A 12,265-nucleotide genomic window follows, 5' to 3' on the forward strand; every position below is an offset into this window, starting at 1 on the left:
CGGTCGGGACCGGTTGTCGGTGGGGGGTCGTACCGTTGACCCATGCGGCCCGTATCAGACATCGAACGCAGTGTGGCGCCCTTCGAGGTCGTCAGCCCCTTCCAGCCCAGCGGCGACCAGCCGACCGCCATCGACGACCTCGAGCGGCGCATCCGCGCGGGCGAGAACGACGTCGTCCTGCTCGGCGCGACGGGCACGGGCAAGTCGGCGACCACGGCGTGGATGATCGAGCGGCTGCAGCGCCCGACCCTGGTCATGGCGCCCAACAAGACCCTGGCCGCCCAGCTGGCGAACGAGTTCCGCGAGCTGCTGCCGAACAACGCGGTCGAGTACTTCGTGTCGTACTACGACTACTACCAGCCCGAGGCCTACGTCCCGCAGACGGACACCTACATCGAGAAGGACTCCTCGATCAACGAGGAGGTCGAGCGGCTGCGCCACTCCACCACCAACTCGCTGCTGACCCGCCGCGACGTGGTCGTGGTCGCCTCGGTGTCCTGCATCTACGGCCTGGGCACCCCCCAGGAGTACATCGACCGCATGGTGCGGCTCAAGGTCGGCCAGGAGATCGACCGGGACGCGCTGCTCCGCAAGTTCGTCGACATCCAGTACGCGCGCAACGACGTGGCGTTCACCCGCGGCACCTTCCGGGTGCGCGGCGACACCATCGAGATCTTCCCGGTCTACGAGGAGCTCGCCGTCCGCATCGAGATGTTCGGCGACGAGATCGAGGCCCTGTACACGCTGCACCCGCTCACCGGCGAGATCATCACCGACGACCAGCAGCTGTACGTCTTCCCCGCCACCCACTACGTCGCCGGCCCCGAGCGCATGGAGCGCGCCATCGCCGGCATCGAGAAGGAGCTCGGCGAGCAGCTCGCGGTCATGGAGAAGCAGGGCAAGCTGCTGGAGGCCCAGCGGCTGCGGATGCGCACCACGTACGACATCGAGATGATGCGGCAGATCGGCACCTGCTCCGGCATCGAGAACTACTCGCGGCACATCGACGGCCGCGAGGCGGGTTCCGCCCCCGACACCCTCATCGACTACTTCCCCGAGGACTTCCTCCTCGTCATCGACGAGTCGCACGTCACCGTGCCGCAGATCGGCGCCATGTACGAGGGCGACGCCTCCCGCAAGCGCACCCTGGTCGACCACGGCTTCCGCCTGCCCTCCGCCCTCGACAACCGCCCGCTGAAGTGGGAGGAGTTCCTGGGACGCGTCGGGCAGACCGTCTACCTGTCGGCCACCCCGGGCAAGTACGAGCTCTCCCGCGGCGACGGCGTCGTCGAGCAGATCATCCGCCCGACCGGCCTGGTCGACCCCGAGGTCATCGTCAAGCCCACCAAGGGGCAGATCGACGACCTGGTGCACGAGATCCGGCTGCGCGCCGAGCGCGACGAGCGCGTCCTGGTCACCACCCTCACCAAGAAGATGTCCGAGGACCTCACCGACTACATGCTGGAACTCGGCATCCAGGTGCGGTACCTGCACAGCGACATCGACACCCTGCGCCGGGTCGAGCTGCTGCGCGACCTGCGGGCGGGCGAGTTCGACGTCCTGGTCGGCATCAACCTGCTCCGCGAGGGCCTGGACCTGCCCGAGGTGTCGCTGGTCGCCATCCTCGACGCCGACAAGGAGGGCTTCCTGCGCTCGGGCACCTCCCTGATCCAGACCATCGGCCGCGCGGCGCGCAACGTCTCCGGCCAGGTCCACATGTACGCCGACAAGATCACCCCGGCGATGGAGAAGGCCATCGAGGAGACCAACCGGCGCCGGGCCAAGCAGATCGCGTACAACGAGGAGCGGGGCATCGACCCGCAGCCGCTGCGGAAGAAGATCGCCGGCATCCTGGACTCCTTCGCCCGCGAGGACGCCGACACCGAGGAGCTGCTGGGCTCCGGCCGCCAGCGTTCGCGCGGCAAGGCGCCGGTGCCGGGCCTGTCCGCCAAGGCGGGGGAGAAGCGGGCCGCCAAGAGCCTGCCCGCGGCCGAACTGGCGGAGCTCATCGGCGAGCTGACCGACCAGATGCACGCCGCCGCCGCGGATCTTCAGTTCGAGGTCGCGGCCCGGCTGCGCGACGAGGTGGGCGAGTTGAAGAAGGAGCTGCGGCAGATGCGGGAGGCCGGCGTGGCCTGACCGTACCGGCTGTCGAATCTCTTGCCGAACCACGGTGCCCTACCCGTGCGTCTCCCCATAGGGTGCGGAGCAACCGCACGACGGCAAAACGGTTGAGAGGGGACAGCGCGTGACGGTCAACATGACCAAGGGTCAGAAGATCAGCCTGCAGAAGTCGGACGGGGGGACGCTTTCGTCGGTCCGCATGGGGCTCGGCTGGCAGGCCGCCCCGCGTCGCGGTCTCTTCGGTTCCCGCACCCGGGAGATCGACCTCGACGCCTCCGCGGTCCTGTTCGCCGACAAGCAGCCCGTGGACGTGGTGTTCTTCCGTCACCTCGTCAGCGACGACGGCTCGGTCCGGCACACCGGCGACAACCTCGTCGGCGGTGCCGGACAGGGCGGCGACGACGAGTCGATCCTGGTCGACCTGCAGCGGGTGCCGGTGCACATCGACCAGATCGTCTTCACCGTCAACTCCTTCACCGGGCAGACCTTCCAGGAGGTGCAGAACGCCTTCTGCCGCCTGGTCGACGAGACCAACGGGCAGGAACTCGCCCGCTACACCCTGACCGGAGGCGGTGGCTACACCGCGCAGATCATGGCGAAGGTGCAGCGCAACGGTGACGGCTGGTCGATGACCGCGATCGGCTCCCCGGCCAACGGCCGCACGTTCCAGGACCTGATGCCGGCGATCCTGCCGGCGCTCTGACCGCACAGGGGGGCGCGGGCATGACCATCGAGCTGGTCCACGGGCAGAACCATCCGCTTCCCGGCACCTCGCTGGAGGTACGGGTGTCGGCCGGTACGCCGGTGGTGGCCGGTGTCTCGCTGGGTGACGGGCAGGGGCGCGTGAGCGGCCCCGGGTCCGTCGCCCACCCCGGGGCGCCGCGGCTGCCGGGCATCGAGGTGCCCGCGGGCCTCGCCGCCGAGCAGCGCGTCACCGCCGACCTGTCGGCCGTGCCGGCGGACGTGGAGCGCGTCCACGTGCTGCTGGCGCTGCCACCGGTCGCCGGGGCACCGACCCGCTTCGGGGCCTGCCCCGCGCCCCATCTGACCGTCGCCGGCTCCGACGGGGCGCCGGTCGTGAGCTTCACCGTCACCGGGCTCGGCGCCGAGGCCGCGATCGTCGCCCTGGAGCTCTACCGCCGCCAGGGCGCCTGGAAGGTGCGGGCGCTCGGCCAGGGGTACGGCGGCGGGCTGGCGGAGCTGCTGCGCGACCAGGGGCTGGGCCGCCCGGAGGCGGACGCCGTGGCCGCGCGCGTGGCGGACGCCGTACGCCCCGCGCCCACCGCACCCTCCCCCGCGCCGCCCCCGCCCCCCGTTCCCCCGACTCCGCCCCCCGCGGACTCCGTGCCGCACGCGGTGCCCCCGGCCTCCGCGCCCGTCGCGGGTGACGCCGCGGGCTGGAGCATGGAGGAACGGCTCTACAACCAGGTCTGGGGCATGTTCGAGGACCTGGCCCGCACCATCGCGGCGTACCGCAGCGCCGTCGACTTCGCCGAGTCCCGGCTCGACCAGGAGCTGGACACGCTCCTCGCCGACCCGCGCACCCGGGTCGGCCCCGCCGCCGAGGCCGCCCGCGACCAGGCCAGGGCCCGCCAGGCCGAACTGGTGGACCGGGCGCGTACCGTGCTCGACCGCGACCTGGCCCAGCTCACCGCCGAGGCCGAGGTGGTCGAGCCCGCCCTGCCGCCGCCCTACGCGGGCTGGGAGAGCCCGGTCTGGCACGGCTACCGCGCCCCCGCCGAGCCGCCGATGGCGGTCCGGCTCGGCGACCTCCACCTGCCCGAGCGCCCGGAGCTGCGCGTCCCCCTGCTGGTACGGCTGCCGCTGGAGCGCGGTCTGTGGGTGGACAGCGCCCAGGACCGCCGCCGTGCCGTGGACGTGGCCGTGGCGCTCGCCGCCCGCCTGCTGGCCTCCCATCCGGCGGGCGAGTGCGCCGTCCACGTCATCGACCCGGCGGGCTCCGCCGGGACGGCGCTGGCGCCGTTCACGGACTCCGGCGCGCTGCGCGAGCCGCCCGCCACCGGCGCCGCCGGGGTGGCGGCCCTGCTCGCCCGGCTCACCGAGCGGGTCGACCTGGTGCAGATGGCCCTGCGCGCCGACGTCCCCTTCGAGGTCCCCCCGGGCGTCGACCCGGCCCGCCAGGTGCTGGTCGTCAACGACTTCCCGTACGGCTTCGACGACCGCACGGTCAACCAGCTGCGCTACCTCGCCGACGAAGGCCCGCAGGTCGGCGTCCACCTGGTCCTGGTCGCCGACCGCGAGGACGCCCGCGAGTACGGTCCGCTCCTCGACCCGCTGTGGCGCTCCATGCTGCGGCTGACCCCGCAGCCCGACGACCACCTCGCGGACCCCTGGGTGGGCCACGCCTGGACGTACGAACCGCTGCTGGCCCCGGCCGGCAGCGCGGTCCTGTCGCAGGTGCTGCGCCAGGTGGCCGCCGCGCGCCGGACCTACGACCCGGGCCGCCACTGACCGGCCGACCGGTCCCACGGGACCCCGGTACACCCTCCTGATTGACCATCACTTTACTCTCTTTACCTTTCCTTGGGATTTCATGTACTCTTCTTTACGCGGAGGGGAGTACTCCCTGATTGCGGTGCATCCCGTCATCACGGGCCGGAACGGCCCCGGGACACCGGCCCCGGCCTGACGGCCCGGGTGGAAGAGACCTCCGGCAGCGACAACGCTGACAATTGCCAGCCCATCTGCCGGAGGCATCGCGTGGATGTATCCCTGACCCTGTGGGTGCTGACCATCGCCGGTCTGTGCGCCCTGATCGCCGCCGACTTCTTCATCGGGCGCAAGCCCCATGAGGTGTCCGTCAAGGAAGCCGGGACCTGGACCGTCGTCTGGATCGTCCTGGCCGCCCTGTTCGGGCTCGGCCTGCTGTTCTTCGCCGGCGGCCAGCCCGCGGGCGAGTTCTTCGCCGGCTACATCACCGAGAAGTCGCTCAGCGTCGACAACCTCTTCGTCTTCGTCCTGATCATGGCGAAGTTCGCGGTGCCGTCCCAGTACCAGCAGCGCGTGCTGCTCTTCGGCGTGCTCATCGCGCTCGTCCTGCGAGCGGCCTTCATCGCCGCCGGCGCCGCCATCATCGCCAGCTTCTCCTGGGTCTTCTTCATCTTCGGCGCCTTCCTCATCTGGACCGCGTGGAAGCTGGTCCAGGAGGCCCGCGCCGAGGAGCACGACGAGGAGTTCGAGGAGAACCGGCTGCTCAAGGCCGCCGAGCGCCGCTTCGGCGTCGCCGACCGCTACCACGGCACCAAGCTCTTCATTCAGCAGAACGGCAAGCGGATCATGACCCCGATGCTGGTGGTCATGCTCGCGATCGGCACCACCGACGTCCTGTTCGCGCTGGACTCCATCCCGGCGATCTTCGGCCTGACCCAGGACCCGTACATCGTCTTCACCGCCAACGCCTTCGCGCTGATGGGCCTGCGGCAGCTGTACTTCCTCATCGGCGGTCTGCTGAAGAAGCTGGTCCACCTCTCCTACGGGCTGTCGATCATCCTCGGCTTCATCGGCGTGAAGCTCGTGCTCCACGCCCTGCACGAGGCGGGGGTCCACGTCCCCGAGATCAGCATCCCGTTCTCCCTCGGCTTCATCGTCGTGGTCCTCGCCGTCACCACGGTCACCAGCCTCATGGCGTCGAAGAAGCAGGCGGCCGCGGACAAGCGCGACGAGGAGCACATCGACGCCTGACCCACGGCTCCTCAGCCCGGACGGGGTGCGCGGACCGCCGCGCACCCCGCCGTCGCGTCCGCGGCGGCCTCGCCCCGGGTCTCCGGCAGCGCCGCGAAGCAGCCGAGGCTGAGCAGCGCGACCCCCGCGACGTACGCCGCCACCGGCCAGGGCGTGCCGGAGCCCGCCGCCAGCCGGGTCGCCACGACCGGGGTCAGCGCGCCGCCCAGGACACCGCCGAGGTTGTAGCCCAGGGCGGCGCCCGTGCAGCGCACCCGGGGTGCGTACAGCTCCGGGAGGTACGCGCCCACGACGGCGAAGACCGTGATGAAGGCGAGCAGCTCCGCGGCGGACCCCACGGTGATCGCCACCGGCGAGCCGCTCGCGAGCAGTCCGGCGTAAGGGAAGATCACCACGCCCATCGCCGCCGTACCGGCCAGTGCCATCCGCCGGCGTCCGAAGCGGTCGCCGAGCAGTCCCGCCAGCGGGGTCAGGGCCCCCTTGACCAGGACGGCCACCAGGACGCAGCCCAGCACGACCGTGCGGTCCATGCCGAGGTGCTCCGTGGCGTACGCCAGCGACCAGGTGGTCACCGTGTAGAAGACGGCGTAGCCGCACGCCATGGCGCCCGCCGTGAGCAGCACCAGGCGCCCGTGCTCGCGCAGCAGCTCAGAGACGGGCACCCGGGCCAGGTCCCCGCGCCCCGCGGCCGCCGCGAACGCGGGGGTCTCCGGCAGCGCCGCCCGCAGCGCCAGCCCGGCCAGCGCCAGCACGCCCGCCACCCAGAACGGCACCCGCCAGCCCCAGGAGCGGAAGGCCGCGTCGCTCAGCCCCGCGGACAGGGCGAGCACGATCCCGTTCGCCAGCAGGAAGCCCACCGCGGGACCGGTCTGCGGCAGGCTCGTCCACAGTCCGCGGCGCCGCCCCGGCGCGTGCTCCGCGACGAGCAGCACCGCCCCGCCCCACTCGCCGCCCAGCCCCAGACCCTGCAGGAAACGCAGGGCCACCAGCAGCACGGGCGCGGCCGTGCCGATCGAGGCGTGAGCGGGGACGCAGCCGACGGCGGTGGTCGCCAGCCCGGTCAGCAGCAGGGAGCCGATCAGCACGGGGCGCCGTCCGACGCGGTCGCCGATGTGGCCGAAGAGGACCGAGCCGAGCGGGCGGGCGACGAAGCCCACCGCGAAGGTGCCGAAGGCGGCGAGGGTGCCCGCGAGAGCCGAGGCGTCGGGGAAGAACAGCGGTCCGAGGACGAGGGCGGCCGCGGTGCCGTAGGCGAAGAAGTCGTAGAACTCGATCGCGGTCCCGGCCGCCGACGCGGCGGCGATCCGGGCCATGGAGGGGGAGGGGGAGGTGCGCACGTGGGTCCAACGACGCACGTGCGCGGGGGTGGCGGCGCCGCAGGGGGCGCCGCCACGGAGCCGCTACCAGCCCCGCTCGCGCCATTCGTCGAGGTGGGGGCGCTCGTCGCCGAGCGTGGTGTCCTTGCCGTGGCCGGGGTAGACCCAGGTCTCGTCCGGGAGCCGGTCGAAGAGCTTGGCCTTGACCCCCTCGAACAGGCTCGTGAAGTGGTCCGGGTTGTTGTGCGTGTTGCCCACGCCGCCGGGGAAGAGGCAGTCCCCCGTGAAGATGTGCGGGTGCCCGTGGGGGTCGTCGTAGATCAGGACGATGCTGCCGGGCGTGTGGCCCACCAGGTGCCGGGCGGTGAGCTCGACCCGGCCGACCCGGATCCGGTCGCCGTCCTCGACCGGCACGTCGGTGGGGACGGGGATCCCCTCGGCGTCGTGGCGGCCCGCGTAGGTACGGGCACCGGTCGCGTCGACCACGGCCTGCAGCGCCTGCCAGTGGTCTGCGTGCCGGTGCGTGGTGACGACGGACGCGAGACCGTCGTTGCCGGCGACCTCCACGAGCGTGTGCGCGTCGTTCGCCGCGTCGACGAGCAGCTGCTCGTCGGTGGCGCGGCAGCGCAGCACGTACGCGTTGTTGTCCATGGGGCCGACCGCGACCTTGGTGATGATGAGGTCCTTGAGTTCGTGCACGTCGGGCGCGCCCCCGACCGTGACCTCGCCGCTGTACGTCATGGCGTCAGCCTAGTGGCGGCAGCACCGGCAGGGGTACGTCGGGCAGGGCGGTCAGGCCCTCGCCGTCGGAGCGGCCGCTGACCCAGGCGAGCAGGGCGTGCCGCGGCCCGCCGACGGTGAGTTCGGGCTCGTTCGCGGCGCCGATCACCCACTTCTCGCCGCTGTCGGTGTCGTGGATGCGGACGGCGGCGACGCCCTCGTGGCCGGACAGGTCGTCGATGATGGCGCCGAGCTCCCGTGCCGCGAAGTCCCCGGGGAGGTGCGCGCAGGTGTACTCCAGGCCGAGGTCGACGTGGTGGAAGTAGATCTCCATGAGCCGGAGGTACGGGATCTCGGCCGCGGCGACCACCCGGCCGGAGCGCATGACGACCTGCGCGGCCCAGTTCTGGGGCGGGAGCTCCTCGATGGCCAGGGCCAGCCTGTCCGCGGAGACGCGCAGGTCGTCGAGGTGCTCCGCGAGCGTGCGGCCGGCACCCTCCTCGATGTCCTTGTTGCGGCCGTCGGTGCTCTCGTACTGCGGGGTCTCCTCGCCGGTGCGCGCCCAGATCATCAGGTTCACCAGGGAGTCGGCGTTGCGCGCCAGGTGGGCCAGCACGTGGCCGCGGGTCCAGCCCGGCAGCCGCGACGGCTCGGCGACGCACGCCGGGGGCATGGCGGCCACGGTCTCGATCAGTCGTTCGGTGGCCTCTCGGAGTTCGGCCGCATCGTGGTCGGGGTCGGGTCGTTGGACAGACACGGAGCCTCCTGGTCGGACCGATCGACGTCTCCACGGAGACGCTAGCGCGGGACACTCATTCGGGTGAAGCTGCCGCACCGATGCCGGAAATCGAATGTGCGTGCTATAGGCTCGCTGTCAACGTAACCGGAAGAAAACTCGTCGGCGCCCCGTTTAGGCTGTCTGGGGGTGCTGTCCCCTTGTCTGTCTTTTGAAAGGTGCGCACTGGCGTGGCCGATCGTCTCACCGTCCGTGGCGCTCGCGAGCACAATCTGAAGAACGTCTCGCTCGACCTGCCACGGGACTCGCTCATCGTGTTCACCGGCCTCTCCGGGTCGGGTAAGTCCTCCCTGGCGTTCGACACGATCTTCGCCGAGGGCCAGCGTCGTTACGTGGAGTCGCTCTCCTCCTACGCACGGCAGTTCCTGGGCCAGATGGACAAGCCGGACGTCGACTTCATCGAGGGCCTGTCGCCCGCGGTCTCGATCGACCAGAAGTCCACCTCGCGCAACCCGCGCTCGACGGTCGGCACGATCACCGAGGTCTACGACTACCTCCGTCTGCTCTTCGCCCGCATCGGCAAGCCGCACTGCCCCGAGTGCGGCAGGCCCATCTCCCGGCAGTCGCCCCAGGCGATCGTGGACCGGGTGCTGGAGCTGGAGGAGGGGTCCCGCTTCCAGGTGCTCTCGCCGCTGGTGCGCGAGCGCAAGGGCGAGTTCGCCGACCTCTTCGCCGACCTGCAGACCAAGGGCTACAGCCGGGCCCGGGTGGACGGCGCGACCGTCCAGCTGACCGACCCGCCGAAGCTGAAGAAGCAGGAGAAGCACACCATCGAGGTGGTCATCGACCGCCTCACCGTCAAGGAGAGCGCCAAGCGCCGGCTGACCGACTCGGTCGAGACCGCCCTGGGCCTCTCCGGCGGCATGGTGATCCTGGACTTCGTCGACCTCCCCGAGGACGACCCGCAGCGCGAGCGGATGTTCTCCGAGCACCTGTACTGCCCGTACGACGACCTGTCCTTCGAGGAGCTGGAGCCGCGCTCCTTCTCCTTCAACTCGCCCTTCGGCGCCTGCCCCGAGTGCACCGGCATCGGCACCCGCATGGAGGTCGACCCGGAGCTCATCGTCCCCGACGAGGACAAGTCCCTCGACGAGGGCGCCATCGCCCCCTGGTCGCTCGGCCACACCCGGGACTACTTCCAGCGCCTGGTCGGCGCGCTCGCCGACGAGCTGGGCTTCCGCACCGACATCCCCTGGGCGGGGCTGCCGCAGCGGGCGAAGAAGGCCCTGCTCAACGGCCACAAGACGCAGATCGCGGTGCGCTACCGCAACCGTTACGGGCGCGAGCGTTCCTACACCACCTCCTTCGAGGGCGCGATCCCCTTCGTCCGGCGCCGGCACGCGGAGTCCGAGAGCGACTCCAGCCGCGAGCGCTTCGAGGGGTACATGCGCGAGGTGCCCTGCCCGACCTGTGAGGGGACCCGCCTCAAGCCGATCGTGCTGGCGGTCACCGTCCAGGGGAGGTCCATCGCCGAGGTCGCCGCGATGTCCATCAGCGACTGCGCGGAGTTCCTGCGCGGCATGAAGCTGAGCGCGCGCGAGAAGACCATCGCCGAGCGGGTGCTCAAGGAGGTCAACGAGCGGCTGCGCTTCTTGGTCGACGTCGGCCTGGACTACCTCTCGCTCAACCGCGCGGCCGGCACCCTCTCCGGCGGCGAGGCCCAGCGCATCCGGCTGGCCACGCAGATCGGCTCGGGCCTGGTGGGCGTGCTCTACGTGCTGGACGAGCCGTCCATCGGCCTCCACCAGCGCGACAACCACCGGCTCATCGAGACCCTGGTGCGGCTGCGCGACCTCGGCAACACCCTGATCGTGGTGGAGCACGACGAGGACACCATCAAGACCTCCGACTGGGTGGTGGACATCGGCCCGGGTGCGGGTGAGCACGGCGGCAAGGTGGTGCACAGCGGTTCGCTCAAGGACCTGCTGCGCAACAAGGAGTCGCTGACCGGCCAGTACCTGGCGGGCAAGCGCCAGATCCCGATCCCGGACATGCGCCGCCCGGTCGACGGGGAGCGCCGGCTGACCGTGCACGGCGCCCGGGAGAACAACCTGCGGGACATCGACGTGTCCTTCCCGCTGGGTGTCTTCACGGCCGTCACCGGGGTCTCCGGCTCCGGGAAGTCCACCCTGGTCAACGACATCCTCTACACCCACTTGGCCCGTGAGCTGAACGGCGCCCGGGGCGTCCCGGGCCGGCACACCCGGGTCGACGGGGACGACCTGGTCGACAAGGTGGTCCATGTCGACCAGTCGCCGATCGGCCGCACCCCGCGGTCCAACCCGGCCACGTACACCGGCGTCTTCGACCACGTCCGCAGGCTCTTCGCGGAGACGATGGAGGCGAAGGTGCGCGGCTACCTGCCGGGCCGCTTCTCCTTCAACGTCAAGGGCGGCCGCTGCGAGAACTGCTCCGGCGACGGCACCATCAAGATCGAGATGAACTTCCTCCCGGACGTCTACGTGCCGTGCGAGGTCTGCCACGGTGCCCGGTACAACCGGGAGACCCTGGAGGTCCACTACAAGGGCAAGTCCATCGCCGAGGTCCTGGACATGCCGATCTCCGAGGCGCTGGACTTCTTCGAGGCCGTCCCGACGATCGCGCGTCACCTGCGCACCCTCACCGAGGTCGGGCTGGGCTACGTCCGGCTGGGCCAGTCCGCGACGACCCTTTCCGGTGGTGAGGCGCAGCGCGTGAAGCTCGCCTCCGAGCTGCAGAAGCGCTCCACCGGCCGCACGGTCTACGTGCTGGACGAGCCGACCACGGGTCTGCACTTCGAGGACATCAGCAAGCTGATCAAGGTGCTCTCCGGGCTGGTCGAGAAGGGCAACACCGTGGTCGTCATCGAGCACAACCTCGATGTGATCAAGACGGCCGACTGGGTGATCGACATGGGCCCCGAGGGCGGCAGCGGCGGCGGTCTGGTGATCGCCGAGGGCACTCCCGAGCAGGTGGCGGGGGTGGGGGCGAGCCACACCGGCAAGTTCCTCAGGGACCTCCTGGGCGCCGAGCGGATCTCCGACGCCCCGCCGGTCCCGGCCAAGAAGCGGGCTGCCCCGCGGAAGCGGGCGGCGGCGAAGGCCTGACAGCCGGCTCAGAGTTTCGGCACGTAAGGTGCAGCTTTCAAGCTCTTTTCCTTACGTGCCGAAACGGAGCCCCTCATGGCCGACATCACCGACCTGCCCCCCTGCCGCCGTACCGTCCTGAAGGGCGCGGCCCTCGTGGGCGTCGCCGGGGTCGGCCTCACCGCCTGCGGCGGCTCCGGCAGCACGGTCTCCGACGGCCCCGTCGAGCTGGGCGCGGCCACCGAGGTCCCGGTCGGCGGCGCCAAGCTCTACCGCGAGGCCAAGATAGTCGTCGCGCAGCCCACGCAGGGCAGCTACCAGGCGTTCAGCGCCGTGTGCACCCACCAGGGCTGCACCTGCGACAAGGTCGAGGGCACCGCCCTGTCCTGCCCCTGCCACGGCAGCGTCTTCGACGCCGCCACCGGCGCCGTCCGCAACGGCCCGGCGACCAAGCCGCTGACCAAGGTCGACGTCCAGGTCAAGGAGGGCAAGCTCGTCGCCGTGACCGGGGCCTGAGACGGCGGGAATGTCACCGTCAATCA

The 12,265-nt window shown here is 71.1% G+C and carries 9 protein-coding genes; 6 read left to right on the forward strand and 3 right to left on the reverse strand.

Annotated features, from left to right (window positions below; all coding sequences use genetic code 11):
- The first annotated feature begins 42 nt into the window (after window positions 1-42).
- The 4 genes from uvrB (at window position 43) to PV410_RS22740 (ending at window position 5,826) form a co-directional block, all read left to right on the forward strand.
- Window positions 43-2,139 carry an excinuclease ABC subunit UvrB gene (gene uvrB / locus PV410_RS22725; RefSeq protein WP_500327213.1) on the forward strand — a complete coding sequence of 699 codons (2,097 nt, stop codon included), beginning with the start codon at window positions 43-45 and terminating at the stop codon, window positions 2,137-2,139.
- Between the two features lie 109 nt (window positions 2,140-2,248).
- Entirely contained in the window at window positions 2,249-2,827 is a 579-nt protein-coding gene (locus tag PV410_RS22730; protein ID WP_499511249.1) for a TerD family protein, read from the forward strand.
- A 20-nt stretch (window positions 2,828-2,847) separates the two neighbouring features.
- Complete coding sequence (locus PV410_RS22735) at window positions 2,848-4,596, forward strand: TerD family protein (protein ID WP_500327215.1); 1,749 nt, start codon at window positions 2,848-2,850, stop codon at window positions 4,594-4,596.
- 249 nt (window positions 4,597-4,845) lie between these two features.
- Window positions 4,846-5,826 (forward strand): TerC/Alx family metal homeostasis membrane protein, encoded by a 981-nt coding sequence (locus PV410_RS22740; protein WP_500327216.1) that lies wholly within the window; start codon window positions 4,846-4,848, stop codon window positions 5,824-5,826.
- Between the two features lie 11 nt (window positions 5,827-5,837).
- Here PV410_RS22740 and PV410_RS22745 read toward each other — a convergent pair whose 3' ends face one another.
- The 3 genes from PV410_RS22745 to PV410_RS22755 form a co-directional block, all read right to left on the reverse strand.
- On the reverse strand, window positions 5,838-7,139 hold the full coding sequence (locus tag PV410_RS22745; protein WP_500327415.1) for an MFS transporter: 1,302 nt from the start codon (window positions 7,137-7,139) through the stop codon (window positions 5,838-5,840).
- An 87-nt stretch (window positions 7,140-7,226) separates the two neighbouring features.
- Window positions 7,227-7,883, reverse strand: a complete 657-nt coding sequence (locus PV410_RS22750; protein WP_500327218.1) for an MBL fold metallo-hydrolase — start codon at window positions 7,881-7,883, stop codon at window positions 7,227-7,229.
- A gap of 4 nt (window positions 7,884-7,887) precedes the next feature.
- Complete coding sequence (locus PV410_RS22755; protein WP_500327219.1) at window positions 7,888-8,619, reverse strand: maleylpyruvate isomerase family mycothiol-dependent enzyme; 732 nt, start codon at window positions 8,617-8,619, stop codon at window positions 7,888-7,890.
- A 209-nt stretch (window positions 8,620-8,828) separates the two neighbouring features.
- Between PV410_RS22755 and uvrA the strand changes: the two genes are divergently transcribed.
- The gene (uvrA, locus tag PV410_RS22760; RefSeq protein ID WP_500327221.1) at window positions 8,829-11,744 is read left to right on the forward strand and encodes an excinuclease ABC subunit UvrA; all 2,916 of its coding nucleotides are present in this window, start codon (window positions 8,829-8,831) and stop codon (window positions 11,742-11,744) included.
- A 75-nt stretch (window positions 11,745-11,819) separates the two neighbouring features.
- Complete coding sequence (locus PV410_RS22765; RefSeq protein WP_499511243.1) at window positions 11,820-12,239, forward strand: Rieske (2Fe-2S) protein; 420 nt, start codon at window positions 11,820-11,822, stop codon at window positions 12,237-12,239.
- The last annotated feature ends 26 nt before the right edge of the window (window positions 12,240-12,265 follow it).

The sequence above is a fragment of the Streptomyces sp. PA03-5A genome, assembly GCF_033792725.1.
Classification (GTDB): domain Bacteria; phylum Actinomycetota; class Actinomycetes; order Streptomycetales; family Streptomycetaceae; genus Actinacidiphila.

What these genes read in the sequence shown, in the direction of transcription:
- uvrB (WP_500327213.1), top strand. Translation starts at nt 43, where the DNA reads ATGCGGCCCGTATCAGACATCGAACGCAGTGTGGCGCCCTTCGAGGTC.
- PV410_RS22735 (WP_500327215.1), top strand. Translation starts at nt 2,848, where the DNA reads ATGACCATCGAGCTGGTCCACGGGCAGAACCATCCGCTTCCCGGCACC.
- PV410_RS22745 (WP_500327415.1), bottom strand. Translation starts at nt 7,139, where the DNA reads ATGGCCCGGATCGCCGCCGCGTCGGCGGCCGGGACCGCGATCGAGTTC.
- PV410_RS22750 (WP_500327218.1), bottom strand. Translation starts at nt 7,883, where the DNA reads ATGACGTACAGCGGCGAGGTCACGGTCGGGGGCGCGCCCGACGTGCAC.
- PV410_RS22765 (WP_499511243.1), top strand. Translation starts at nt 11,820, where the DNA reads ATGGCCGACATCACCGACCTGCCCCCCTGCCGCCGTACCGTCCTGAAG.